Source organism: Macromonas nakdongensis (assembly GCF_002837145.1).
Classification (GTDB): Bacteria; Pseudomonadota; Gammaproteobacteria; order Burkholderiales; family Burkholderiaceae_C; genus Macromonas_B; species Macromonas_B nakdongensis.
Genome location: NZ_NWMV01000003.1, coordinates 55,388 through 79,135 on the forward strand (window position 1 = coordinate 55,388; position 23,748 = coordinate 79,135).

At 68.0% G+C, this 23,748-nt stretch carries 22 protein-coding genes and 1 tRNA gene; 9 read left to right on the forward strand and 14 right to left on the reverse strand.

Annotation, left to right across the window (positions count from 1 at the left end; translation table 11 throughout):
* Positions 1 to 12: 12 nt before the first annotated feature.
* A complete protein-coding gene (gene mfd / locus CON77_RS00590) occupies positions 13 to 3,498 on the reverse strand; it encodes a transcription-repair coupling factor (protein ID WP_101046819.1) in 3,486 nt (1,161 codons plus the stop codon).
* A 94-nt stretch (positions 3,499 to 3,592) separates the two neighbouring features.
* On the opposite strand from mfd, the gene ispD reads away from it, so the two are divergent.
* Positions 3,593 to 4,354, forward strand: coding sequence for a 2-C-methyl-D-erythritol 4-phosphate cytidylyltransferase (gene ispD / locus CON77_RS00595; RefSeq protein ID WP_101046766.1), 762 nt, complete (start codon positions 3,593 to 3,595; stop codon positions 4,352 to 4,354).
* Positions 4,351 to 4,860: a 2-C-methyl-D-erythritol 2,4-cyclodiphosphate synthase gene (gene ispF / locus CON77_RS00600; RefSeq protein WP_101046768.1), complete on the forward strand. Its 510-nt coding sequence runs from the start codon at positions 4,351 to 4,353 to the stop codon at positions 4,858 to 4,860. Before ispD ends, ispF begins: the two co-directional genes overlap by 4 nt.
* Before the next feature lie 24 nt (positions 4,861 to 4,884).
* Here the strand turns inward: ispF and CON77_RS00605 are convergent, their stop codons facing one another.
* The gene (locus tag CON77_RS00605; RefSeq protein WP_101046770.1) at positions 4,885 to 6,240 is read right to left on the reverse strand and encodes an ATP-binding protein; all 1,356 of its coding nucleotides are present in this window, start codon (positions 6,238 to 6,240) and stop codon (positions 4,885 to 4,887) included.
* Positions 6,227 to 6,961: an osmolarity response regulator transcription factor OmpR gene (gene ompR, locus CON77_RS00610; protein ID WP_101046772.1), complete on the reverse strand. Its 735-nt coding sequence runs from the start codon at positions 6,959 to 6,961 to the stop codon at positions 6,227 to 6,229. Before ompR ends, CON77_RS00605 begins: the two co-directional genes overlap by 14 nt.
* 180 nt (positions 6,962 to 7,141) lie before the next feature.
* Between ompR and CON77_RS00615 the strand changes: the two genes are divergently transcribed.
* The gene (locus tag CON77_RS00615; protein WP_101046774.1) at positions 7,142 to 7,873 is read left to right on the forward strand and encodes an SIMPL domain-containing protein; all 732 of its coding nucleotides are present in this window, start codon (positions 7,142 to 7,144) and stop codon (positions 7,871 to 7,873) included.
* A 24-nt stretch (positions 7,874 to 7,897) separates the two neighbouring features.
* Here the strand turns inward: CON77_RS00615 and CON77_RS00620 are convergent, their stop codons facing one another.
* Entirely contained in the window at positions 7,898 to 8,668 is a 771-nt protein-coding gene (locus CON77_RS00620) for a 3-hydroxybutyrate dehydrogenase (protein ID WP_101046776.1), read from the reverse strand.
* Positions 8,669 to 8,808: 140 nt separating this feature from the next.
* On the opposite strand from CON77_RS00620, the gene CON77_RS00625 reads away from it, so the two are divergent.
* From CON77_RS00625 to CON77_RS00635, 3 genes are all read left to right on the forward strand, one after another.
* Entirely contained in the window at positions 8,809 to 9,756 is a 948-nt protein-coding gene (locus CON77_RS00625; protein WP_101046777.1) for an alpha/beta fold hydrolase, read from the forward strand.
* Positions 9,753 to 12,035, forward strand: a complete 2,283-nt coding sequence (locus CON77_RS00630; protein ID WP_101046779.1) for a RelA/SpoT family protein — start codon at positions 9,753 to 9,755, stop codon at positions 12,033 to 12,035. The genes CON77_RS00625 and CON77_RS00630 overlap by 4 nt, the downstream gene beginning before the upstream one ends.
* Before the next feature lie 55 nt (positions 12,036 to 12,090).
* Positions 12,091 to 12,167 (forward strand) — tRNA-Val (locus CON77_RS00635).
* Between the two features lie 146 nt (positions 12,168 to 12,313).
* Here the strand turns inward: CON77_RS00635 and CON77_RS00640 are convergent.
* Positions 12,314 to 12,634, reverse strand: a complete 321-nt coding sequence (locus tag CON77_RS00640; RefSeq protein ID WP_101046781.1) for a c-type cytochrome — start codon at positions 12,632 to 12,634, stop codon at positions 12,314 to 12,316.
* 96 nt (positions 12,635 to 12,730) lie between these two features.
* Positions 12,731 to 14,002 carry a PQQ-dependent sugar dehydrogenase gene (locus CON77_RS00645; RefSeq protein ID WP_101046783.1) on the reverse strand — a complete coding sequence of 424 codons (1,272 nt, stop codon included), beginning with the start codon at positions 14,000 to 14,002 and terminating at the stop codon, positions 12,731 to 12,733.
* A 280-nt stretch (positions 14,003 to 14,282) separates the two neighbouring features.
* Between CON77_RS00645 and CON77_RS00650 the strand changes: the two genes are divergently transcribed.
* A complete protein-coding gene (locus tag CON77_RS00650; protein WP_101046785.1) occupies positions 14,283 to 15,365 on the forward strand; it encodes a porin in 1,083 nt (360 codons plus the stop codon).
* A 258-nt stretch (positions 15,366 to 15,623) separates the two neighbouring features.
* Here CON77_RS00650 and CON77_RS00655 read toward each other — a convergent pair whose 3' ends face one another.
* Together CON77_RS00655 and CON77_RS00660 are read right to left on the reverse strand one after the other, a co-directional pair.
* Positions 15,624 to 16,880 (reverse strand): MFS transporter, encoded by a 1,257-nt coding sequence (locus CON77_RS00655; protein WP_101046787.1) that lies wholly within the window; start codon positions 16,878 to 16,880, stop codon positions 15,624 to 15,626.
* A gap of 50 nt (positions 16,881 to 16,930) precedes the next feature.
* Entirely contained in the window at positions 16,931 to 17,521 is a 591-nt protein-coding gene (locus CON77_RS00660; protein ID WP_101046789.1) for an IMPACT family protein, read from the reverse strand.
* A 66-nt stretch (positions 17,522 to 17,587) separates the two neighbouring features.
* On the opposite strand from CON77_RS00660, the gene CON77_RS00665 reads away from it, so the two are divergent.
* On the forward strand, positions 17,588 to 18,553 hold the full coding sequence (locus tag CON77_RS00665) for an asparaginase (protein ID WP_101046791.1): 966 nt from the start codon (positions 17,588 to 17,590) through the stop codon (positions 18,551 to 18,553).
* A 9-nt stretch (positions 18,554 to 18,562) separates the two neighbouring features.
* Here the strand turns inward: CON77_RS00665 and adk are convergent, their stop codons facing one another.
* The 6 genes from adk to CON77_RS00695 all read right to left on the reverse strand — a co-directional run bounded on the left by adk (position 18,563) and on the right by CON77_RS00695 (position 22,449).
* Positions 18,563 to 19,219, reverse strand: a complete 657-nt coding sequence (adk, locus tag CON77_RS00670) for an adenylate kinase (protein WP_101046793.1) — start codon at positions 19,217 to 19,219, stop codon at positions 18,563 to 18,565.
* A 132-nt stretch (positions 19,220 to 19,351) separates the two neighbouring features.
* Positions 19,352 to 20,128, reverse strand: coding sequence for a 3-deoxy-manno-octulosonate cytidylyltransferase (gene kdsB / locus CON77_RS00675; protein WP_101046795.1), 777 nt, complete (start codon positions 20,126 to 20,128; stop codon positions 19,352 to 19,354).
* Complete coding sequence (locus tag CON77_RS00680; protein WP_101046797.1) at positions 20,125 to 20,316, reverse strand: Trm112 family protein; 192 nt, start codon at positions 20,314 to 20,316, stop codon at positions 20,125 to 20,127. Before CON77_RS00680 ends, kdsB begins: the two co-directional genes overlap by 4 nt.
* Positions 20,297 to 21,385, reverse strand: coding sequence for a tetraacyldisaccharide 4'-kinase (gene lpxK, locus CON77_RS00685; protein WP_101046799.1), 1,089 nt, complete (start codon positions 21,383 to 21,385; stop codon positions 20,297 to 20,299). The genes CON77_RS00680 and lpxK overlap by 20 nt, the downstream gene beginning before the upstream one ends.
* Positions 21,375 to 21,794 carry an ExbD/TolR family protein gene (locus CON77_RS00690; protein WP_101046801.1) on the reverse strand — a complete coding sequence of 140 codons (420 nt, stop codon included), beginning with the start codon at positions 21,792 to 21,794 and terminating at the stop codon, positions 21,375 to 21,377. Before CON77_RS00690 ends, lpxK begins: the two co-directional genes overlap by 11 nt.
* 19 nt (positions 21,795 to 21,813) lie before the next feature.
* On the reverse strand, positions 21,814 to 22,449 hold the full coding sequence (locus tag CON77_RS00695) for a MotA/TolQ/ExbB proton channel family protein (RefSeq protein WP_101046803.1): 636 nt from the start codon (positions 22,447 to 22,449) through the stop codon (positions 21,814 to 21,816).
* Positions 22,450 to 22,789: 340 nt separating this feature from the next.
* Here CON77_RS00695 and xseA point away from each other — a divergent pair.
* On the forward strand, positions 22,790 to 23,748 hold a 959-nt coding region (xseA, locus tag CON77_RS00700; protein WP_439650494.1), incomplete at its 3' end, for an exodeoxyribonuclease VII large subunit.

Sequence of the window (23,748 nt, forward strand, 5' to 3'; positions counted from 1 at the left end):
GCGACGCGGTGCTCAGTGCACGGCCTCGGGGTTCGTCAGTGGGGTGCCCAGCGAACGCAGCACGTCGCGCACCAGTTGGGCCCGGTCTTTCGGCTCGGGCAGCGCGCGCTCGATGCGCAGCTTGTCGTTGCCGGCCAGTTTGATCTGCTTGTTCTTCTGCACCAGTTCGATGATGCGCATCGGATCGACCGGCGGGTTGGGCCGGAAGGTGATGAGGATGACGCCGGGCGTGGCGTCCACCTTCTGCACGCCGTAGGGGCTGGAGAGCACGCGCAGGCGGTGCACGTCGATCAGCGTCTGTGCCTGGGTGGGCAGCTTGCCGAAGCGGTCCACGATTTCTTCCAGCAGGCGGTCGATCTGGTCGCTGGTCTTGGCGGTGGCCAGCTTTTTGTAGAACGACAGGCGCAGGTGCACGTCGCCACAGTAGTCGTCGGGCAGCAGGGCGGGCGCGTGCAGGTTGATGTCGGTGGTGACGTTGAGCGGGTTGAGCAAGTCGGGTTCCTTGCCCGCCTTGAGCGATTTGACCGCCTCGGCCAGCATCTCGTTGTAGAGCTGGAAGCCCACCTCCAGCATGTTGCCGCTCTGGTTTTCGCCCAACACCTCGCCGGCGCCACGGATTTCCAGGTCGTGCATGGCCAGGTAGAAGCCGCTGCCCAGTTCTTCCATCTGCTGGATGGCGTCCAGGCGCTGCTGGGCCTGTTTGGTCAGGCCTTGCAGGTCGGGCACCAGCAGGTAGGCGTAGGCCTGGTGGTGGCTGCGCCCCACGCGCCCGCGCAACTGGTGCAGTTGGGCCAGGCCGAACTTGTCGGCCCGCGCCATGATGATGGTGTTGGCCGTGGGCACGTCGATGCCGGTTTCGATGATGGTGGAGCACAGCAGCAGGTTGAAGCGCTGGGCCACGAAGTCGCGCATCACGCGCTCCAGCTCGCGCTCGGGCATTTGGCCGTGGGCGATGGCGATGCGCGCCTCGGGCAGGATCTCTTCCAGCTTCTGCTTGCGGTTTTCGATCGTCTCGACCTCGTTGTGCAGGAAATACACCTGACCGCCGCGTTTCAGCTCGCGCAGCACCGCTTCGCGGATCACGCCGTTGCCCTCGTCGCGCACGAAGGTTTTGATGGCCAGGCGGCGTTGCGGCGCGGTGGCGATCACGCTCAGGTCGCGCAGGCCTTCCAACGCCATGCCCAGGGTGCGCGGGATGGGGGTGGCGGTCAGTGTCAGCACGTCCACCTCGGCGCGCAGTTGCTTCATCGCCTCTTTGTGGCGCACACCGAAGCGGTGCTCCTCGTCGATGATGAGCAGGCCCAGGTTCTTGAACTGGGTTTTTTCGCTCAGCAGTTTGTGGGTGCCGACCACGATGTCCACCGTGCCGTCGGCAATGCCCTTCATGGCCGCGGTGATTTCCTTGGCGGTGCGGAAGCGGCTCATCTCGGCGATTTTCACCGGCCACTTGGCGAAGCGGTCCACCAGGGTTTGGTAGTGCTGTTCGGCCAGCAGCGTGGTGGGGGCCAAAAAGGCCACCTGCTTGCCCCCGGTCACGGCCACAAAGGCGGCGCGCAGGGCGACTTCGGTTTTGCCGAAGCCCACGTCGCCGCAGACCAGCCGGTCCATGGGCTGCGGGCTGATCATGTCCTGCACCACGGCGTGGATGGCGGCTTTCTGGTCGGCGGTTTCCTCGAAACCGAAGTCGTTGGCGAATTGTTCGTAGTCGTTGGGGCTGTAACGGAAGGCGTGGCCTTCGCGCGCGGCGCGGCGGGCGTAGATGTTGAGCAGTTCGGCGGCGGCGTCGCGCACCTGTTCGGCGGCCTTGCGCTTGGCTTTTTCCCACTGGCCGCTGCCCAGGCGATGCAGCGGGGCTTCGTCGGCGCTGACGCCGGTGTAGCGGCCAATCAGTTGCAGCTGGCTCACCGGCACGTACAGCACCGCGTCATTGGCGTATTCCAGGTGCAAAAATTCCTGCAGCGCCGGGCTGCCGTCGGGCTGTTTGTCACCCATGTCCATGTGGACCAGGCCGCGGTAGCGGCCAATGCCGTGCGCGCTGTGCACCACCGGGTCGCCCAGGTTGAGTTCGCTCAGGTCCTTGATCAGGGCATCGACGTCGCTGACCTGCTCCTGCTTTTTGCGTCGGCGCGTGGTGGGGCCGGCGGCGAAGAGTTCGGTCTCGGTGACGAAATGCAGGCCGCCTTCGACCCAGGCGAAGCCGCTGGACAAGGCCGCGGTGGCGATACCGATTTTTTCGTCGCTGGCCTGGAATTCGGCCAGGGAATCGAAGGCCGGGGGATGGACGCCGCTGGCGCGCAAAAAGTCCAGCAGGCTTTCGCGCCGGCCGTCGCTTTCGGCCAGCAGCAGCACGCGGTCGGTCGTGCGGGCCAGATGGGCGTGCAGTTGGGCCAGCGGGTCGTCGGCGCCGCGGTGGGCGGCCAGGTCGGGCAGGGGCTGGACCCAGGCGCTGTGTTCCACGTCCTGTTTTTCCGGGCGCAAGGCCAGTTGCATGTGCGGCTTGGCGGCGGCGTAGAAGGCTTCGGCTTCCAGGAACAGGGTGTCGGGCGGCAGGGCGGGGCGGTCCGGGTCGCCTTGAATCAAGCGGTAGCGCTCGCGCGTGTCTTGCCAGAAGCGCTGGAACGCGGGCTCCAGGTCGCCGTGCAGCACCAGGGTCGCGTCGTCACCCAGGTAGTCGAACACCGTGGCCGTTTGTTCGAAGAACAGCGGCAGGTAGTACTCGATGCCGGCGGTGGCCACGCCGTTGCCCATGTCTTTGTAGATGCGGCTTTTGGTCGGGTCACCGTCCAGCAGCTCGCGCCAGCGCGCGCGGAACTGGGCGCGCGCGGCCTCGTCCATGGGGAATTCGCGGCCCGGCAGCAGCCGCACCTCGGGCACGGGGTAGAGGCTGCGCTGGCTGTCAGGGTCGAAGGTGCGGATGCTGTCGATTTCGTCGTCGAACAGGTCCACCCGGTAGGGCATGGGCGCGCCCATGGGGAACAGGTCGATCAGGCCGCCGCGCACCGCGTACTCACCGGGGCTGACCACTTGCGTCACGTGCTGGTAGCCAGCGAGGGTGAGTTGGGCTTTGAGCCTGGCCTCGTCCAGCTTTTGCTTGACCTGGAACTCGAAGGTGTAGCCGGCGAGGAAGGACGGCGGCGCCAGCCGGTACAGCGCGGTGGTGGCCGGCACCAGCACCACGTCGGCGCCGTCGTCGGCCTTGCGCTGCTGGATGCGCCACAGCGTGGCCAGGCGTTCCGAGATCAAATCCTGGTGCGGCGAGAAGCTGTCGTAGGGCAGCGTTTCCCAGTCGGGGAACAGGGCGCAGCGCAGTTCGGGCGCGAAGAAGGGGATTTCCTCCAGCAGGCGCTGGGCGTCGTTGGCGTCGGCGGTGACGATGGCCACCGGCCGGCCCGCGGTTTTTTCGCGCTGGCCCAGTTGTGCCAGCAGCAGCGCGTCGGCGGCGCCGGTGGGGCGGGGCAACTGAAAGCGTTTGCCGGGGGTGAGTTTGGGCAGGTCCATGCGATCGGGGCGGGCGTGAAAGGCCAAAAGCAACACCCCGCAGCCGGTGGGCAGCGGGGTCACGTGGGTGGAGATTTTAGAATCGGGGCGCACCATGCCACCGACGCCTGCCCCATTTCCCGACGATCCGGCCGCCCCGCCGCGCTGCTACGCCCTGATTCCCGCGGCCGGCAGTGGCAGCCGGGCCGGCTCGCCCCAGCCCAAACAGTACCAGTGCGTGGCCGGCGCGCGCGTCATCGACCACACCGTGCGTGCGCTGCTGGCGGTGGACAGCTTGGTGGGCGTGGGCGTGGTGGTGGCCCCGCACGACCGCGACTACACCGCGCCCGAGCCGCGGGTGCGCGTCTGGCACGTGGGCGGCGCGAGCCGGGCGCACAGCGTTTACGCCGGCCTGCAGGCCCTGGCCGGTGCCGGTGCCCGTCCGCAGGACTGGGTGCTGGTGCACGACGCCGCGCGCTGTCTGCTGGCCCCGGCCGATGTGCGGACCCTGATCGCCGCCTGCCGTGCCGACCCGGTGGGCGGCCTGCTGGGGGTGCCGCTGCCCGACACGCTCAAGGCCGCCGACCCGGCGCAGCGCGTCTGCGCCACCGTGGACCGTGCCGACAAATGGCTGGCGCAAACGCCGCAGATGTTCCGCTGGGGCGACCTGTGGCAGGCCATGACGCCACACGCCACCACCGATTTTGCGGGCATCACCGACGAGGCCAGTGCCATCGAGTCCGCCGGTGGCCGGCCCCTGCTGGTGCGTGGCAGTGTGCAGAACCTCAAGCTCACCTACCCCGAAGACTTCGCACTGGCCGACGCGGTGCTGAGCCACCGCCAAGCTGCTGCTACCACACCACTTCCACCAAAATGACCGCCGCTTCCTTCCTTGCCAGTGCATGCCCCTTCCGCGTGGGCGAAGGCTGGGACGTTCACGCCCTGGTGCCCGGCCGCGCGCTGGTGCTGGGGGGCGTGACCGTGCCCCACCACAGCGGCCTGCTGGGCCATTCCGATGCCGACGCGCTGCTGCACGCCATCACCGACGCGGTGCTGGGCGCGGCCGGTCTGGGCGACATCGGCACCCTGTTCCCCGACCACGACCCACAGTTCCACGGGGCCGATTCGGCGTTGTTGCTGGCCGAGGCGGTGCGCCAGGTGCGCGTCTTGGGCTGGGCCGTGGCCAATGTGGATGGCACCGTGGTGGCCCAGGCGCCGCGCCTGGGGGCGCACAAGGCCGCCATGCGCGAACGCATCGCGCAGGCGCTGGGGGTGGCGCCGGAGCAGGTCAACGTCAAGGCCAAGACGGCCGAAAAGCTGGGTCCGGTGGGCCAGGGCTTGAGCATCGAGGCCCGGGCCGTGGTGCTGCTGCAGCGGGTGTGAGCCCGGCGGCGGGGGCCCGAGGGCTCAGGCTTTGCGCAGGCGCAACTGGGCTTGCAGGCCGCCCTGGGGGTGGTTGTCCAGGCGGAGTTCGCCGCCCATGCGTTGCAGCGTCTTCTGCACGATCGCCAGCCCCAGCCCCGAGCCATTGGCCGCGGTACGGGCCGCATCGCCGCGGAAGAACGGTTCTGTCAGCCGCGGCAGCAAGGGCGCCGCTACCCCCTCGCCGTGGTCGCGCAAGGTCAGGGTCACCCATTTGCCGCTGACACCGGCGTTCAGTTCCACGCGGACCTGGCCGTCGGGTCCGCGGCCGTAGCGCCCGGCGTTTTCGAGCAGGTTGCTCAGCACCCGGCGCAGTTCCACCGCGTCGGCCCAGACCCCGATCTTCTCGGGCACGTGGGCCTCGATCCGCCAACCGGCCTGGCCCGCCCAAGGCTGTACGCAGGTGCTTACCGCTTCGCTCAGGCTCACCGGTTCCAGCTGCTCGGGTTTGGCGCGCGCGTAATCCATGAACTTGTCGATGATGGTGTTGACCTGCTCGATGTCGGCCGCCATCAGGTCGCGCGTGGCGGGGTCGGGCACGCTCATCTCGGTTTCCAGGCGCAGGCGGGCCAGGGGCGTGCGCAGGTCGTGCGAGATGCCGGCCAGCATCAGGGTGCGGTCGGCCTCGGCCATGGCGAGCTGGTCGGCCATGCGGTTGAAGCCCACGTTCACGTCCCGGATCTCGGTGGTGGGCACGCCTTCGTCGAGGTGACTGGCCTGGAAGTCGCCCTCGCGCACCCGCGCCGCCGCCGCCGACAGGCGTTTGAGCGGGTGGTTGATCAGCCGGGCGATGGCCGCCGCTCCCAGCAGCGACAGGCTGCCGGCGATGCCCAGCCAGACCAGCCAGGTGACGCCGCCGATGGCGTCCACCCGTTCCGGGTCGGCCAGCAGCCAGTAGGTTTCCTGGCCGATGTCGAAACCGATCCACAGCCCTTCGAAACCATTGACCTCGCGCGCCACGATGGTGTCGCTGCCCAGCCGCTCGGCCAGCACCGCGCTGATGTGCCGGCCTTGCGTGGTCTGGTCGTAGGGCCGGTGCGTGTCGGTGGGTTCGCGCACGGCGATGCGCACGTTTTCTTCGTCCACCAGGGTCTTGACCAGCGACACGCGCGCGATCGCGTCGGCGTGCACCAGGGCGGCCCGCGTCAGGTTGACGAGCGAGGCCAGTTGCCGCGCGTTTTGCAGGGCGCGCGGCTCTTCCTCCAGCGCGCGGAAGGTCTGGTACCAGGCCACGATGGAGCCGAGCAGCAGCAGCCCCAGCAGCAGGAAGGTGCGCCAGAACAGGCTGATGCTGCGCTGCGGCGCCGGCAGTGGGGGCCTGGCCGTGTCAGGGCTTCTCATCGTCCGGCACGAACACGTAACCCACCCCCCACACGGTCTGCAGGTAGCGCGGTGAGGCGGGGTCGGTCTCGATCAGCTTGCGCAGGCGGGACACCTGCACGTCCAGGCTGCGGTCGAAGGGCTCGAACTCGCGCCCGCGTGCCAGTTGGGCCAGCTTGTCGCGCGACAAGGGCTGGCGCGGGTGGCGCACCAGGGCCTTGAGCATGGCGAATTCGCCGGTGGTCAGGCCCACGTCCGTGCCCGCTTTGGTCAGGGTGCGTTTGCCCAGGTCCAGGGTGAACTCGCCGAAGCTCACCACCTCCGCCTCCTGCGACGGGGCGCCGGGCATCTCGGGCGGTGGGCGGCGGCGCAGCACCGCGTGGATGCGCGCCAGCAGTTCGCGTGGGTTGAACGGCTTGCCGAGGTAATCGTCCGCGCCCACTTCCAGACCGACGATGCGGTCCACGTCCTCCCCCTTGGCGGTGAGCATGATGATGGGCGTGCGGTCGTTGGCCGCGCGCAGGCGGCGGCAGATGCTCAGGCCGTCCTCGCCCGGCAGCATCAGGTCCAGCACGATCAAGTCCACCGTATCGCGCGTCAGCAGGCGGGTCAGGGCGCGGCCATCTTCGGCCACCCAGACGTCGAAACCTTCCTGGGTGAGGTAGCGGTTCAGCAGGTCGCGGATGCGGGCGTCGTCGTCCACGACCAGGATGCGGTCGGGGCGGTGGCTGGGGGGTGGCATGGGCAGCTCCCGAAAATGTAACAAAGGCCATTGTGACACCGGCGGCCCGGCCAACCACCCCTGGACGGGTCTGTGGGTCACGGGCTGTTACAGATGTTGCGCATGCGCGGGCCGGCAATGCTGGCACACTGGGCGCCACCGTGCCCGCTCAGCGGGTTGGCCGAATGCGAGGAGCTTGATATGCATGGATTCCCCACCGTGGCCCGACGGGCCGTCGCACAGACCTGGTCGGTCCTGGCGCTGCTGGCCCTGGGGTCGGTGGCCCAGGCCCAGGGGCTGCCCGAGCCGCGCAATGTGGTGCAACTCAGCGCCAGAGCCCAGCAGGAGGTGGTGCAGGACTGGCTGACCGTGGTCCTGACCACGCGCCACCAGGCGCCGGAGGCCGGTGCCGTGCAACAGCAACTCAAGCAGGTGCTGGAGCGGGCCCTGGCCCACGCCAAGCCGCGTGCCGCGGCGGCCGGACTGGAGTTGAGCACCGGTGCGTTCAGCGTGCAGCCCCGGTATGGCCGCGACAGCCAGGTCGCCGGCTGGCAGGGCAGTGCCGAACTCTTGTTGCAGGGGCGCGACGTGGCCAAAGTGGCGGCGCTGGCCGGGGACACCCCAGGCCTGGCCGTGTCCCAGATGTACTTCTCGCTCAGCCGCGAGGCCAGCCAACGGCTGGAGGCAGAGGTGCGCCAGCAGGCCATCGCCCATTTCAAGGTCAGCGCCCAGCAGGTGGCGCGGGATTTCGGCTTCAGCGGTTACGTGCTGCGTGAGGTGTCGGTCAGCGACGGCAGCACGCCACCCCCGGTGCGACCCCGCTTCCTGATGGCGGCCGAGGCCAAGGCCGACCTGGCGTCGGCCCCAGTGCCGGCCGAGCCTGGCAAGGGCACCGTGCAGGTCACGGTGTCGGGCAGCGTGCAGCTCCAGTGAGGTGGCGCGGCCCGGCGTTGGCGTTTACTGGGCGGTCCAGCCGCCGTCCATGTTCCAGGCCACGCCGCGCACGTTGTTGGCCGCCGGCGAGCAGAAGAACACCGCCAGTTCGCCCAACTCCTCGGGGGTGGTGAACTGCATCGAAGGTTCTTTCTCGCCCAGCAGCAGCTTGGTGGCCTCTGCGTTGCTCAAGCCCAGGGCCGCGGCCTTGGCGTCCACCTGCTTTTGCACCAGCGGCGTCAGCACCCAGCCCGGGCAGATGGCGTTGCAGGTCACGCCGGTGGTGGCGTTTTCCAGCGCGGTCACCTTGGTCAGGCCGACCACGCCGTGCTTGGCCGCCACGTAGGCCGATTTCTGTGCCGAACCCACCAGGCCGTGCACCGACGCCACGTTGATGATGCGGCCCCAGTTGGCTGCCTGCATGGCGGGCAGCGCCAGGCGGGTGGTGTGGAAGGCGCTGCTCAGGTTGATGGCGATGATCGCGTCCCAGCGTTCCAGCGGAAAGTCCTGCACGCTGGCCACGTGCTGGATGCCGGCGTTGTTCACCAGGATATCGACCTGGCCGAATTCGGCCGCGGCGGCCTGCATCATGGCTTCGATCTCGGCGGGTTGGCTCATGTCGGCGCCGTGGTAAGCCACCTTCACGCCCAGCGCAGCCACTTCGGCCTTGGCCGCCTCCACCTCGCCAAAGCCGTTGAGCACGATGTTGGCCCCCTGTCGCGCCAGGGCTTTGGCGATGCCCAGGCCGATGCCGCTGGTCGAGCCGGTGACGAGGGCGGTCTTGTTTTTCAACATGAAGTCTTCTCCATTTCCATTACGATCGACGACATCGGCGCTGCGGTCTTTTCAAGTCTGTGCGACAGCAGATCGCAGCCCACCCGAAAACATTATCACGGAAGTCCGGGGGCCTTCGCCGGCCCTGGGGAGAGACACGCATGGAACCCGTTTTGCACCACCTCGACGTGCCCGGCCCCAAGGCCAAGCACAGCCCGCAGCGCCGCATCGCCTGGTGGGAGTGGAACGCGACCGGCCAGGCCTGTCCGCCGCGGGTGGTGGTGTGCGTGCACGGCCTGAGCCGCCAGGCGCGCGACTTTGACGTGCTGGCTCAGGCCCTGGCGCCGCACGCCTGCGTGGTCAGCGTGGACGTGGCCGGACGTGGCCACAGCGACTGGCTGGCCGACCCCATGGCCTACCAGGTGCCCACCTACGCCACCGACCTGGCCGTGCTGCTGGCCCACCTGCGCCAGCGCCACGCCGCCGCCACCGGTTCGGCCGAGCCGTACGCCTTGCAGATCGACTGGGTGGGCACCAGCATGGGCGGCCTGATCGGCATGGCCCTGGCCTCGCAGCCGGCGGTGGGGCTGCGCCGGCTGGTGCTCAACGACGTGGGGCCGGTGATCGAGCCGCAGGCCTTGCGCCGCATCGGCAGCTACATCGGTGTGCAGACCGTGTTCCCCAGTGAGCAGGCCGCGGCCGATGCGCTGTGGGCCATCGCCACCGGTTTCGGGCCGCACACGCCCGAACAGTGGCTGGCCTTGTCTCGTCCCATGCTGCGCCCGGTGCAGGAGGGCTGGACCTTGCACTACGACCCCGACATCGCCGTGCCTTTCAAGGCCATGCTGGCGCTGGGCGACGCGCAGGCCATGGAGCAGGCCGCCCACGCCGGCGAGGCCCTGCTCTGGCAGATGTACGACGCCATCACCGCGCCCACCCTGCTGTTGCGCGGGGCCGAGTCCGACCTCCTGTCCGCCGACACCGCCCGGCACATGGGCGAGCGCGGGCCGCGCGCCCGTTGTGTGGAGTTCGCGGGGGTGGGGCATGCGCCCACCCTGGTGGCCGCCGACCAAGTGGCTGCGGTCAAGGATTTTTTGCTGGCGCCATGAACACCGACCCCCACCCCGGCGTTCCCGCGGCCCCAGACGGCCACCACACCGCGATCGCCGTGGCCCTGGCGTCGGCGGGCGGCACCGGCCGCGACGCCCAGTCGCTGACGCGGGCCCGGGCCTTCGCCGAGCCTTTGCTGTCCGGTGAACTGCTGGACACCGGGGAAAACACCCTAGAGCACGCCGATGCGGTGTCCGACATCATCCGCCTCATCGGTGGCACGCCGGAAATGCAGACCTGCGTGTACCTGGTGTACGCCTGCCAGCACCTGAACCGCCCGCGCGAGGTCATCGCCAAGGCCTTTGGTGGCGACTACGCCGACGTGGCCATGGAGGCCACCAAGCTGGTGCAATTGCAGCGCCAGGCCCGCGTCAAGGCGGCCCAGGTGCGGGCCCAGCGCCAGGCCGCGCAGGACCAGAGCGGCCTGCCCGTGGCCAGCGCCAAGACGCCGGTGTCCGAGCTGGACGCCAGCCAGACCGAAAACGTGCGCAAGATGCTGCTGGCCTTCTCCCGCGACCTGCGGGTGGTCATGTTGCGCCTGGCCTCGCGGCTGCAGACCCTGCGCTACCACGCCGCCGCCAAAATCCTGCCCGACCCGGACCTGGCGCGCGAGTCGCTGCAGGTGTTTGCGCCGCTGGCCAACCGCCTGGGCATCTGGCAGATCAAGTGGGAGTTGGAAGACCTGTCCTTCCGCTTCCTGGAGCCCGACACCTACAAGCAGATCGCTCGCCTACTGGACGAAAAGCGGGTCGAGCGCGAAACCCACGTCGAGCAGGTGCGCCAGTCGCTGGAAGCCGAGCTGCGCGCCCAGGGCATCCCGGCCGAGGTGCAGGGCCGGCCCAAGCACATTTACAGCATCATCAAAAAGATGCGCGGCAAGGCGCTGGACTTCGACCAGGTCTTCGACATCCGTGCCCTGCGCGTGGTGGTGCCCGAGATGGACGACTGCTACCGCGTGCTGGCCTACGTGCACGCGCACTTCAGCCCAGTGCCCGAGGAGTTCGACGACTACATCGCCAAACCCAAGCCCAACGGCTACCAGTCTTTGCACACGGTGGTGCGCGACGGCCAGGGCCGGGCGTTCGAGATCCAGATCCGCACCCAGGCCATGCACGACCACGCCGAGCACGGGGTGGCCGCGCACTGGGCCTACAAGGAGGCCGGCGCCAAGGGCTATGCCGGTGTGTCGGCCAGTTCGGACTACGACGCCAAGATCGCCGTGCTGCGCCAGCTGCTGGCCTGGCAGCACGACCTGAGCGGCGCGGCCAGCCAGTTGTTCGACGACTGCATCTACGTGCTGACGCCGCACGCCGCCATCGTCGAGTTGCCCAAAGGCGCCACGCCGGTGGACTTCGCTTACACCGTGCACACCGACCTGGGACACCGTTGCCGTGGCGCTCGGGTGGACGGCGCCATGGTGCCGCTGAACACCCCGCTGGACAACGGCCAGACGGTGGAAATCGTTGCGGCGAAAGAGGGCGGCCCCTCGCGCGACTGGCTCAACCCGGACCAGGGCTACCTCGTCAGCCACCGGGCCAAGAGCAAGGTGCGCGCCTGGTTCAACGCCCTGGCGGCCGAAGACAACGCCGCCCGCGGCCGCGAGGCCCTGGAAAAACTGCTGCAGCGCGAGGGCAAAACCGCCATCAACCTGGAGGAGTTGGCGGGTGCCTTGGGCTACCCGCAACCGCAGGCGCTGTTCGAGGCCCTGGGCAAAGAGGAGTTGACCCTGCGCGCGGTGGAGCAGCAGCTCAACCCGCCCGAGCCGCTGCCCACCCCCGACGAGGTGGTGCTGCGCAAGGCCCGCAGCGACGAGAAGGCCCCCCAGGGCAGTGTCCTGGTGGTGGGGGTGGATTCGCTGCTGACGCAATTGGCCAAGTGCTGCAAGCCCGCGCCGCCCGACGACATTTGCGGCTTTGTCACGCGCGGCAAGGGGGTGAGCATCCACCGAGCCGATTGCCCGGATTTCACCCACTTGGCGGGCAAGCACCCGGGGCGGGTGATCGACGTGCAATGGAGTGGAGCCAAAGGCAAAGGGACGGAGTCGGCGTTCTACCCGGTGGATGTGGCGGTGGAAGCGGTGGACCGCCAGGGCCTGCTGCGCGACATATCTGACGCGTTCGCGCGCGAGAAGATCAATGTCATTGGTGTGCAGACCCAATCCGTCAAGGGCGTGGCGTGGATGACCTTCACCGTCGAGGTGCCCGATGCCACCCGTGTGACCAAGGTGATGTCAACCGTTTCCGACGTGCCGGGGGTGCAGGTGGTGCGTCGTCGATGATGGGCTTGAAAAAACGTCTTTTTTCCTGCTAGAATACGAGTCTTGTTACCGACCCAGGCGCGTAGCTCAGCTGGTTAGAGCACCACCTTGACATGGTGGGGGTCGTTGGTTCGAGTCCAATCGCGCCTACCAAATTCGTTTGAAATCAAGGGCCTAGGGGAAATCCTAGGCCCTTTGTTTTTGTCATTCGTCGATAGAACCGGCGTGACGAGGTGACGAACGGCCTGTCGTTGTCATAGTCGTCACGCTGTCGGATCGCTTGCCACCCCGGGTGGCGCTCATTTTTCTTCCACACTCACCACCAGCGAGGCGTACCAGTCCGTGACGTTCTGGATGTCTTCGTCGCTCAAGGGTTTGGCGATCACGGACATGACCTCGTGGTGGCGCTTGCCGCTGCGGTAGTTGCGCAACTGTTCCACCAGGTAAATTTTCGGTTGCCCGGCCAGGCTCGGCACGTTGGCCTGGGTGGACAGGCCCTGTATGCCGTGGCAGACGGCACAGGCGACCTGGGCCCGGGCTTTGCCGGCAGCCACATCGGCGTGGCTGGTGGAGACGGTCGGGAGCAGCAGCGCTGCAGCCAGAAGAGGGGTCACGCGCATGGGGTGTCCAGTGTCTTGTGAATCCGATGTTGACGGAGACCGCCAGGGGTCTCCGCCGTCCCGGGCCGTGCCCCGGTCAAGGGGCACGGTGGCCCATCAGTTGCCGTAGCTCACGCGGTAGATCGCGCCGGCAAAGTCGTCACTGATCAACAGCGAGCCGTCTTTCATCACCGCCACGTCCACCGGACGCCCTCGGTAAATGCCGTTCTGGTCCAGCCAGCCCGATGCGAAGACCTCGTGCTTGTCGGCGCTGCCATCGGCTTTGAGCGACACGAAGTCGATCAGCGCACCGCTGGGCTTGCTGCGGTTCCACGAGCCGTGCGCCGCCACGAAAATGCCGCCCTGGTACTTGGCCGGGAACATCTTGCCGTTGTAGAAAGTCATGCCCAGTTGCGCCTGGTGGGCGGGGAATTCAACCTGGGGCATGGTCCAGTTGGCCGGGGCTTTCATGTCTTTGAGGTCGGGTGCCGCCGCCGTGCCGGCGATCGGGGTGTTCTTGCCGTGCACGAAGGGGTAACCGAAGTGTTCGCCACCGGCTTTGCTGATGCGGTTGAGTTCGCCCGGTGGCGTGTCGTCGCCCATGCCGTCGGTCTGGTTGTCGGTGAACCACACCGACTTGTCCTTGGGGTTGATGTCCATGCCCACCGAGTTGCGCACGCCCACGGCCACCACCTCGCGTTTGGAGCCGTCCAGGTTCATGCGGACCATACCGCCGATGCCCAGTTTTTCGTAGAGTTCCACCTTGTCGCGCGGTTGCACGTTGTACGGCTGGCCCAGGGTGACGTAGAGCTTGCCGTCGTCGCTCACGCGGCAGGTGCGGGCCCCGTGGTTGTAGCTTTCCTCGTCGGTCGGGACCAGTTTGCCCTGGGGCACCACTTCACCCACGGCCACGTCCGGCCCTTCGTAGAAGAATTCTGCCGCCGGGAAGGTGAGCACGCGGTTGTGTTCGGCGACGATCAGGAAGCCGTCCTTGGTCCAGCACACGCCGTTGGGGTTGCTGAACTTCAGGCTGGGGGCGAAGGACTTGACCTCGTCCGCCACGCCGTCGCTGTTGCGGTCGGTCACCGCCCAGACGCTGGTTTTGCGCGTGCCCACGAACAGCATGTTGGTGCTGGGCGCCACGGCCATGTGGCGGGCATCGGGTACCACCGCGAACAGTTCGATCTTGAACCCTTCGGGCAGCTTGATGTTTTTGAGGTTCGCGCGGATGGCGTCGGCGTTGCGGCCTGTTTGTGGCACCAGGGGGATGTTGAGGTCGGTGGTGGCCACCTTCATCTGTTTGAGCTTTTCCAGATTCTGCTGGGCCATGACAGGCGTCGCGGTCAGGCCGGCCACCGCGAGGGCGGCCATCAGTGTCTTGAGTTTCATGCGGTCTCCTTGGGTTGTGGGGAAAACGTCGCTCATGCCCAAAAAAGGTGCGTGGGCACAGGCATTCAAGGACGCGGAGCCGCTCAAGAGGGTCGCCAAGGTGACAATTTTGGGTGCACTAGGGAAACTACTTAGACGGGTTTGGGGTATTCATTTTTTGAATTTGAATATGCCTGAATAGGTGGAGAATTTGCTTTTTTGAATTCATTTCTTGGAGTGGAAAATTTTCTTGAATAGGATGCGATTGGCATTTGGCCATTCCATTTGAAAAGGATTTGCAATGAAAAAAACACTGATTCCCCTGCTGGCATTGGCGAGCGCCGGCGCCGTTTGGGCCCAGTCTTCGGTGACCCTGTACGGCGTTGTCGACGCCGGCTTGACGCACACCAGCAACAGCGGCGGCGGTCAAAATTTCACGGGGGTGAAGTCCGGCGGCACGGCCACCAGTCGATGGGGTTTTCGCGGCACCGAAGACCTGGGCGGCGGATTGAAAACCAAATTCCTGGTGGAAACCTCCGTTCCTGTGGACGAACCGAAACCGACGACTTTGGGTGATCGCGGTGCCTGGGTGGGGCTGGAAAGCCGATTCGGTGAATTGCGTCTGGGGCGCGAATTCGATCAGGCGTTTGCCAACCAGACGAATTTCAGTGCATTCGGGACCAATGGCGTCGGGAGCACGCTCATCCACGATGCCCGCTCGGCGGCGTACAAGGCCGCGTTGGGCGCCAGCCCGGCGGTGGAAAACAACATCATTTGGAGCAACAACGCCATCACCTACATCCTGCCGAACACCCTGGGCGGTTTCTATGGCACGTTCCAACACGCCCTGGCCGAGAAAACCGCGCCCGGCAACGAGGCGGGGCGCTCGACCAATTTCCGGATCGGTTACAAAGGCGGTCCATTGGACGTGGGGGTGGGCTACAACAAGACGGATGGCGGCACCAGTGCCGCCTCAACCACGATCGGCACCATCACATCCACCAACCTGGGCGCCAGCTACGACTTTGGCGTGGCCAAGGTGTTTGCCGCTTGGGCACAGGACAAAACCCGCACCACCGCCACCGGTACAGAAACCAGCCAGTTGACCGGTTGGGATCTGGGGGCCTCCATTCCGGTGTCGGCCGCGGGCAAGGTGCTCGTGTCCTACGCTGCGATCAAGACCGAAACCGTGGGCGATGCGCTGGACGACAAGGCCAGCAAGTGGGCCCTGGGCTACCGCCACAGCTTGTCCAAACGCACGACGGTGTACGCCACGGTTGCACGCATGAGCAACAAGAACGGTGCCCAGTTGAACATTGGTGGCACGGCAGCGGTCAACGGCAGTTCGACGGGTTACGACGTCGGCGTGAGCCACAGCTTTTAAGGCCAAACTGCTGAACGCCCACAGGGCGTTCAGCCCCACGATTCGAGTTGTGCCCAGCGCGTGATCGCTCGGGAAACAAACAACACACCAGGGCAGCTTCCCCGTTTTCTTGCCGCTTGCAGCCGAGTTCGGACCGCATCTGCTTGGTCTGATCGGCGGACGAGCAGCCTGACATGGCCTGCAGGTCCCCTGTGGTGGATGCCCACGCGTTGCACGTGGTTCAGGTGGCGGCGGTGAACGCCTTGCGGCATTGCCCTGTCACCGAGTTGGCCCAACCCGATGTTCCTGTCGCCGCAGCCGCCGGTACAGCCAGCCTGCGATGGACAGGTTCAACAGGTTCCACGCCAAACCGTTGAGGAAGGCCGCGTCGTAACTGCCGGTGGCGTCGAACACCCAGCCCGACAGCCAGCCGCCCAGGGCCATGCCCACCAGTGTGGCCATGATGACCGCCCCGACCCGGCCGCCCACTTCCTGCGGTGCGAAATGCTCGCGCACGATGATGGCGTAGGACGGCACGATGCCGCCCTGGAACAGGCCGAACATCGCCGAAATGGCATACAGCGGCACCAGACCGTCGAAGGGCAGGAAGAGCAGCAGCGCCACACCTTGCAGGGCAGACCCCAGCAACAGCGTGCGCACGCCGCCGATGCGGTCGCAAATCACGCCCGAAACCAGGCGGCTCACAATCCCGCAGGCCAGCATCAGCGACAGCATTTCCGCCCCGCGCGCGGCGCCAAACCCCAGGTCGGTGCAGTACGCCACGATGTGCACCTGCGGCATGGACATGGCCACACAGCAGGCCACGCCGGCCACGCACAACAGCCACTGTGCCGGCGCGGGCGCCAGACCAAAGGGGCGGCTGCGGTCGGGCAGGGGCGCTGCGGTCCCGGGTACGCTGGGGGCCGGTGTGGCCAATGCCAGGGGAGGGCGTTGCCGCATCCACCACGACAAGGCCAGCATCCCCAGGCCGCAGGCCAGCCCCAGCAACACATAGGTCTGGCGCCAGCCGATGGTTTCGATCCCGTGCTGGACGATCGGCGGCCACATGGCCCCCGCGACGTAATTGCCACTGGCGCACACCGCCACGGCAATGCCGCGCCGGCGTTGCCACCACAGGGCGGTGTCGGCCAGCAGCGGGGCGAAGGTGGACGAGCTGCCAATGAGTCCCAGCACCGCGTGGGCCAGGCCGAACAGCCAGATGTTGTCGGACATCCCCGCCGCGACGAAGCCGCCACACACCGCCAGCGCCCCGATCCAGAGCACCGGCATCAGCCCATGTCGGTCGGCCAGCCGGCCGGTCCACAGGCCACCCAGGCCCAGGCAGACCATCATCAGGGTGTAGGGCAGGGAGGCATCGGCCCGGCCAATTTCGAATTCCGCCTGCACCGTGGGCAGCACCACCGACACCACGTACATGCTGCTGTTGCCCAGCACCACCAGCCCCAGGGTGACCAGCAGACGCCAGGCGGCCTGGCGTGAATCGATGAGGGAGGGGGCGGCCGGGGCGTTGCGCATGGCCGGCAATCTACCCGAGGGCCGACGCCGGGTCCTGTCGCGCAGCTTACTTACTCGGGGTCGTGCCAGCGCAACTGGCCCTGTCCGCCCTCGTTCAACTCGGTTTGCAGGCCTGCCAGTGCCGCGGTGTCGAGCCGAAAGCACACCGTCACCACGTCGCCATGGTCGGTGGCCAGGAGTTGTGCCTGGTGCGCGGCCAGCGTGCGCCGCAGCCAGCCTTCCAGCGCATAGGGGACGGAGCACCGGGCTTGCGACTGCGCCACGCGCACGGCTTTTTCTGCCCCCAGCAGGGCCTGGGCCACCGCGTCGGTGTAGGCGCGCACCAGTCCGCCCGCGCCCAGCTTCACCCCGCCGAAGTAACGCACCACCACCGCCAGGGTGCCTTCCAGGTCCTGGCGCCGCAGCACTTCCAGCATGGGGCGGCCGGCGGTGCCGCCGGGTTCGCCATCGTCCACCGCCGCCGACTGTCCGCCGGCCAGCAAGGCCCAGCACACGTGGGCTGCGGTAGGATGCTGCTGGCGCAGGCCTTGCACGACGTGTTGGGCCTCGGCCCGGTCGGCTACGGGCATGACCGTGGCCAAAAACCGGCTTTTTTTGATCACCAGCTCGTGCTGTACCGGGGCTTTGAGTGTGTAGGACATGGCGCGTGGAGCTTACCCCAAGCCCGCGCACAAGCGCCGCGGGTGGGCGCGACTGTGGGAGTTCAGATGAAGCAAGACACGCTGGTCGTGCTGGGCACGGGCGGGACGATCGCCGGGCGTGCGGCAGATCCGGCCGATCACATCGGCTACCGCGCCGGCGAGGTGCCGGTGCACGAGCTGCTGGCAGGGGTGGCCTGGCCCCCGGGCCTGCGTGGCGTGTGCGAACAGGTCGCCCAGACCGACAGCAAGGACATGGACAGCGCGGTCTGGCGCACCTTGTTGCAGGCGGTGCAGGCCCACGTGCAGCGGCCCGAGGTGCGTGGCGTGGTGGTGACCCATGGCACCGACACCCTGGAGGAAACGGCCTACCTCCTGTACGCGGTGCTGCAACCGGCCAAGCCGGTGGTGCTGGCCAGTGCCATGCGACCGGCGACCTCGGCCCAGGCCGATGGCCCGGCCAACCTGGCCGACGCGCTGGCAGTCGCCGCCTTGCCGGGCGCACGCGGGGTGCTGGCGGTCTGTGCCGGTGAGGTGCACTCCGGCCTGGACGTGCGCAAGGTGCACAACCACCGCCTGGTGGCCTTCGATTCGGGCGATGCCGGGGCTCTGGGCGTGCTGGAGGAAGGGCGTTTCACGCATTGGCGCGACTGGCCCCGTGCCGGCACCTTGTGGCCGCGTTGGGAGAGTCTGTGCGCGGCCCCGGCCTGGCCCCGGGTGGAGTGGCTGAGCAGCCACGGCGGTCAAAGTGCCTGGCTGGTGCAGGCCTTGCTGGAGCAGCGGGCGCGCGCCCTGGAACGGGGGGCGCCGCGCGGCGAAATGCTGGAGGGTTTGGTGGTGGCCGGGACCGGCAACGGCACCGTGCACCGCGATCTGAGTGCGGCCCTGGAGGCGGCCCAGGCGGCCGGTGTGGTGGTCTGGCGCACCACCCGCTGCCCCCGCGGTCGGGTGCTGGCGGGGGGCGACAGTCCATTTCCGGTCAGCGAACTGCCCCCGGCCAAGGCGCGGCTGGCGCTGATGCTCCAGCTGCTGTGAGCCCCAGGCTCAACCCGCCAGGGCGGCGAAGGCGCGGGCGGTGATGTCTTCGACGCTGCCGGTCCCGTTGATGGCGCGGTACTGGGGCGCGGCCAACGGGTCGGCCTTGGCCCAGTTGCTGTAATAGTCCACCAGCGGGCGGGTCTGGGCGCTGTACACGTCCAGGCGCTTCTTCACAGTTTCTTCCTTGTCGTCGTCACGCTGCACCAGCGCTTCACCGGTCACGTCGTCCACGCCGGCCACCTTGGGCGGGTTGAACTTGACGTGGTAGGTGCGGCCCGAAGCCGGGTGCGAGCGGCGACCGCTCATGCGCTCGACGATGGCATCGAAGGGCACGTCGATTTCCAGCACGTAGTCCAGCTTCACGCCAGCGGCCTTCATGGCATCGGCCTGGGGAATGGTGCGCGGGAAACCGTCGAACAGGAAGCCGTTGGCGCAGTCGGCCTGGGCGATGCGGTCTTTCACGAGGTTGATGATCAGGTCGTCGCTCACCAGGCCGCCGGCGTCCATCACCTTCTTGGCTTCCAGGCCCAGGGGGGTACCGGCTTTGACGGCGGCGCGCAGCATGTCGCCGGTGGAAATTTGGGGGATGCCGTACTTCTGGCAGATGAAGTTGGCCTGGGTGCCCTTGCCGGCGCCCGGTGCGCCCAACAGAATCAGTCGCATGACTTTCCTTTTCTCTCTAAGGTTTGAAATCTTCGCGGCCGGCCTGTCTCCGGCGCCGTCCCCAGGTTCGGGGCAACACCCGAGGATAGCATGGGCATTGCCGACGCTGGCTTACAGCACCAAGCCGGTGCCTCAGGCCTGAGCGGCGGCCCACAGGGCGCGCACGCGCGCCAGGTCCTGGGGCGTGTCCACGCCCGGCCCCGGGGCGTGCGCGGCGACGTGCACCGCAATCCGTTCGCCATGCCAGAGCACGCGCAGCTGCTCCAGCGATTCGCACTGTTCCAGCGGCGCCGGCTCCAGCGTGGGAAAGCGCCGCAGGAAACCGACCCGGTAGGCGTAGAGCCCGATGTGGCGCAAGGGCTGCGGCGTGGTCGGCAGTGCGCTGGGGTCGGCGGCCATGCCGTCGCGCCACCAGGGGATGGGCGCCCGGCTGAAGTACAGGGCGGTCTGGCGCCGGTCGAGCACCACCTTCACCACGTTCGGGTTGCCGAATTCGTCGGCTTGCTCCAGCGCATGCGCCGCGGTGGCCATGACGCAATCGGGCCGTTGATGCAGCAGTGTGGCCACCGCCGTCACCAGATTCGGGTCCATCAGTGGCTCGTCGCCCTGGACGTTGACGACGATGTCCCCGTCCGCCAGACCCAGCAGGTCACAGGCCTCGGCCAGGCGGTCGCTACCGCTGGGGTGGTCGGTGCGGGTCAGGATGGCGCGCACCCCGGCCCCTTCGCAGGCGGCCACGATGCGGGCGTCGTCGGCGGCCACGGTGCAGGTCTGGGCCGGGCTTTGCTGGGCGCGCTGGGCCACCCGCACCACCATGGGCTGGCCGCCGATGTCGGCCAGCGGCTTGTCGGGCAGGCGCGTGGAGGCCAGGCGCGCGGGGATCAGGACGTGGAACGGGGGCGGGCTCATGCGTCGGGGCGGGCGGCTTCTTCTTCGCTGAGTTCGCGTGCTTCGTTCTCCAGCATGATGGGGATGCCGTCGCGCACCGGGTAGGCCAGCCGGGCGCTGCGCGAGATCAGTTCTTGCGTGTCGCGGCGGTAGAGGAGCGGCCCTTTGGTCACGGGACAGACCAGCAGTTCAAGGAGTTTGGTGTCCATGGCGCGATGATAGCCCCTGGAGCGCCGCGTCCACCGCGGCCAGAAAGGCACTGGGCAGGGTTTGCGTCAGGGGCACGGCCCAGATCTGCAGATCCGGACGCTCCCGCAGCAGCGGGAACAATTTGACCGCGTCTTTTTCGGTGCACAGCCACACGGTGCCGGCCGCTTGGCCCTCCAGGGCGTGGAGGAAGGCGCTGGCGGGTGCATGGTCGGGCAGGGCCAGGGTGTGCTGCAGGTGCAGGCCGCGTTCGCGCAGCATCTCAAAAAAGCGCTCGGGTTGGGCGATGCCGGCGAAGGCGCCCAGGGCCTCAGGAGGCTGCTGGGCCCAGTCGGTCCAAGCCAGTTGCCCGCCGTTCGGCGCCAGGGCGGTGCTGGCCAGTTGGCGTGTGGCGGTGAAGGCCGGGTGGGGGGAGCTTCCTGCCAGAGGGTGTTGTGGTGTTTGGGTGTGCAGCACCAGCAGGGCACCCTGGCCCCAGGGGCGGGCCGGCCAGGGCTCGCGCAGCAGCCCGGCCGGCAGCAACCAGCCGTTGCCGGTGCCACGGGCATCGAACACCACCACCGTCAGGTCGCGGGCCAGGGCCCAGTGCTGCATGCCGTCGTCGCTGACGACGATGTCAACCTCGGGGTGGCGTTCCAGCAGCAGCCGACCGGCCGCCACCCGGTCGCGCCCCACCACCAGGGGGGCACCGGTGTGGCGCGCGATCAGCGTTGGTTCATCGCCCGCGACGGCGCTGTCGGTGTCGGCGTCCACCGGCAGGCAGCCGTCCTGCGACCGGCCGTGGCCGCGCGACACCACCCCAGGCGTCCAGCCCCGGGCGCGCAGGTGTTGCACCAGGCCGATCACCGTGGGGGTCTTGCCCGCACCGCCCACCACCACATTGCCCACCACCAGCACCGGCACCGGCAGCCGTTGGGTCGGGAAACAGCCCAGGCGGTAGGCCCAGCGGCGCAGGCCCAGCAGTGCACCGTACAGCCAGGACAGCGGGCGCAAGGCCCAGGCCAGCGGGCCACGGGTCTGCCAGGCTTGCACCAGCTGCGGCCCGGTGGCAGGGCGGGAATCAGCGCTCAAGGGCTTGTTGGGTGGCAAAGGTGATCTGGTTCAGGCCGGAGCGGCGTGCCGCGTCCATCACGTTGACCACCGCCTGGTGGGTGGCGGCGGCGTCCGCGCTGATGACGACCACGTGTTCGGCGCCGCCGGGCGCGGCCGCGCGCAAGGCGCTGGTCAGGCTTTCCACGCCGCTCTTGTCCAGCAACTGGCCGTTGACGGCGTAACGGCCGTCCTGTCCCACCGACACCTGGATCTCTTGCGGATGCTGGCGCGTCTGGTCGGCGTTGGCCACGGGCAGGTTCACCTGCAGTTCGGTGTATTTGCTGTAGGTGGTGGTCAGCATCAGGAAGATGAGCACCACCAGCAGGATGTCGATGAACGGGATCAGGTTGATCTCGGGTTCCTCGCGCGCGCCCTGGCGAAAGTTCATGGCCGTGTCCGCCCGCAGGTCAGCGACGCAGGGTCAGCAGGTGGTGGGCGAAGCGCTCGGCCGCCACCTCCATGTGCAGCAGGTAGGCGTCGACCCGGCTGCGGAAGTAGCGCCAGAAGATCAGCGCGGGGATGGCCACCATCAGGCCGAAGGCGGTGTTGTAGAGCGCGATCGAAATGCCGTGTGCCAGTTGCTCCGGGTTACCGCCCCCGGGCGCCAGCCCGCCGGTCCCGGCCTGGGAACCGAAAATCTCGATCATGCCGATGACCGTGCCCAGCAGGCCCAGCAGCGGCGCCGCCGAGGCGATGGTGGCCAGTGCCGCCAGGTACTTCTGCAGTTGCGCCGCTGCCAGACGGCCAGCCGATTCGAGGCCGGAGCGCAACTCGTCCTCGCTGGCCTGGGGGTTCTTGAGCAGGGTGCGAAAACCCGTGGCCAGCAAACCGCCCAGCACCGAGTTATCGGCCAGCTGGTCCACCACCTGCGCCGTGGGCACGCCGGTGCGCGAGGCCATGATGGCCTCTTCCAGCAGTTGCGGTGGGGCGATCTTGTCGGTTTTCAGGCTGAGGAGGCGTTCGATGATGAGCGCCAGGCCCAGGATCGAGCAGGCGATCAGTGGCCAGATGGGCCAGCCGGCGGCTTGTATGATCGAAAACAATGCAGGACTCCTCGCGGTGCGCCGGAGCGCAGTCAATGGCCGCATTATGGCCCAGGCATGGGCGCCGCCGCACGTGCGCCCCGGCGCCGTGCCGAGTGGCCTGGCGGTCGGGTGGGGTGCACACGGGTTGTGGATAACTTTGTGGGCAAGTTCGGGTTTCCGGGGCAAATGCCGGCTTTTCCACGCCAGGCCTCCAATTTTTTGTTGACGAGACGGGTGAAAACTGCTGTGAAATCAGTGCTTTACAGTGCAGGGGCGGGCGTGTTGAACGATGGGTGGGGTGCCGCGCCGAGCCGTCGGGCTTGTGGGCAATTCTCTGCGGTGGGGTCCGGTCGTGGCCTTGTTTGAACACGAACCGGCCCGCCCTGCGCTGCGCGAAGCGCGCCAGGTGTGGGGCGTCGGCTCCTTGCTGCGCGCCCTGGCCGATGCCTTGCAGGCCCGCTTCAACCCGGTCACGGTGAAGGGCGAGATTTCGGGCTTTTCGCGGGCCGCCAGCGGGCATTGCTACTTCACCCTGAAAGACGAACAGGGCCAACTGCGTTGCGCCATGTTCCGCCGGGCGGCACAGACCGGTGCCACCGACCTGCGCGACGGGCTGACCGTGGAGGCGCAGGGCCGGCTGGACGTGTACGGCCCGCGGGGCGACCTGCAATTGATCGTCGAAAGCGTGCGCCGCGCTGGGCAGGGCAGCTTGTACGAGCAGTTTCTGCGGCTCAAGGCCGAGCTGGAGGCAGAGGGCTGCTTCGCCGCCGACCGCAAGCGCCCCTTGCCGGCCTTTCCGACCGGCATCGGCGTGGTGACCTCGCTGGACGCGGCGGCCCTGCGCGATGTCGCCTCCACCTTGCAGCGGCGGGTGCCCCATCTGCCGGTCACGGTGTTCCCTTCGCCCGTGCAGGGCGAGGGCGCGCCGGCCGCTTTGTGCCGCGCGCTGGACCAGGCCTATGCCCACCACCGCGCCACCGGCGCCTGCGACGTGCTGTTGCTGGTCCGCGGCGGTGGCTCGCTGGAAGACCTGTGGGCCTTCAACAGCCCGCTGGTGGTGCGCAAACTGGTGGAGGCCCCCATGCCGGTGGTCTGCGGCGTGGGGCACGAAACCGACTTCACCCTGGCCGACTTTGCCGCCGACCTGCGCGCGCCCACCCCCACCGGGGCGGCCGAGTTGTGCGCCCCAGCCCGCGAGGCCCTGCTGAGCACCTTGACCGCTTTCACCGGACGCTTGCAGCAGACCGCCTGGCGCCGGCTGGAGTGGCAGGCCCAGCGCCTGGACCGCCTGGGCCAGCGCCTGGGCCGCCCGGCGGG

Bases quoted from the DNA above. Each gene is read 5' to 3' on its own strand.
- ispF (WP_101046768.1), top strand. From the start codon at position 4,351: ATGACCGCCGCTTCCTTCCTTGCCAGTGCATGCCCCTTCCGCGTGGGC.
- CON77_RS00660 (WP_101046789.1), bottom strand. From the start codon at position 17,521: ATGTCCTACACACTCAAAGCCCCGGTACAGCACGAGCTGGTGATCAAA.
- CON77_RS00690 (WP_101046801.1), bottom strand. From the start codon at position 21,794: ATGAACTTTCGCCAGGGCGCGCGCGAGGAACCCGAGATCAACCTGATC.
- CON77_RS00630 (WP_101046779.1), top strand. From the start codon at position 9,753: ATGAACACCGACCCCCACCCCGGCGTTCCCGCGGCCCCAGACGGCCAC.
- mfd (WP_101046819.1), bottom strand. From the start codon at position 3,498: ATGGACCTGCCCAAACTCACCCCCGGCAAACGCTTTCAGTTGCCCCGC.
- CON77_RS00650 (WP_101046785.1), top strand. From the start codon at position 14,283: ATGAAAAAAACACTGATTCCCCTGCTGGCATTGGCGAGCGCCGGCGCC.
- kdsB (WP_101046795.1), bottom strand. From the start codon at position 20,128: ATGAGCCCGCCCCCGTTCCACGTCCTGATCCCCGCGCGCCTGGCCTCC.
- CON77_RS00620 (WP_101046776.1), bottom strand. From the start codon at position 8,668: ATGTTGAAAAACAAGACCGCCCTCGTCACCGGCTCGACCAGCGGCATC.
- CON77_RS00645 (WP_101046783.1), bottom strand. From the start codon at position 14,002: ATGAAACTCAAGACACTGATGGCCGCCCTCGCGGTGGCCGGCCTGACC.
- CON77_RS00625 (WP_101046777.1), top strand. From the start codon at position 8,809: ATGGAACCCGTTTTGCACCACCTCGACGTGCCCGGCCCCAAGGCCAAG.
- CON77_RS00605 (WP_101046770.1), bottom strand. From the start codon at position 6,240: ATGAGAAGCCCTGACACGGCCAGGCCCCCACTGCCGGCGCCGCAGCGC.
- CON77_RS00655 (WP_101046787.1), bottom strand. From the start codon at position 16,880: ATGCGCAACGCCCCGGCCGCCCCCTCCCTCATCGATTCACGCCAGGCC.
- adk (WP_101046793.1), bottom strand. From the start codon at position 19,219: ATGCGACTGATTCTGTTGGGCGCACCGGGCGCCGGCAAGGGCACCCAG.
- ompR (WP_101046772.1), bottom strand. From the start codon at position 6,961: ATGCCACCCCCCAGCCACCGCCCCGACCGCATCCTGGTCGTGGACGAC.
- CON77_RS00665 (WP_101046791.1), top strand. From the start codon at position 17,588: ATGAAGCAAGACACGCTGGTCGTGCTGGGCACGGGCGGGACGATCGCC.
- CON77_RS00680 (WP_101046797.1), bottom strand. From the start codon at position 20,316: ATGGACACCAAACTCCTTGAACTGCTGGTCTGTCCCGTGACCAAAGGG.
- CON77_RS00615 (WP_101046774.1), top strand. From the start codon at position 7,142: ATGCATGGATTCCCCACCGTGGCCCGACGGGCCGTCGCACAGACCTGG.
- ispD (WP_101046766.1), top strand. From the start codon at position 3,593: ATGCCACCGACGCCTGCCCCATTTCCCGACGATCCGGCCGCCCCGCCG.
- CON77_RS00640 (WP_101046781.1), bottom strand. From the start codon at position 12,634: ATGCGCGTGACCCCTCTTCTGGCTGCAGCGCTGCTGCTCCCGACCGTC.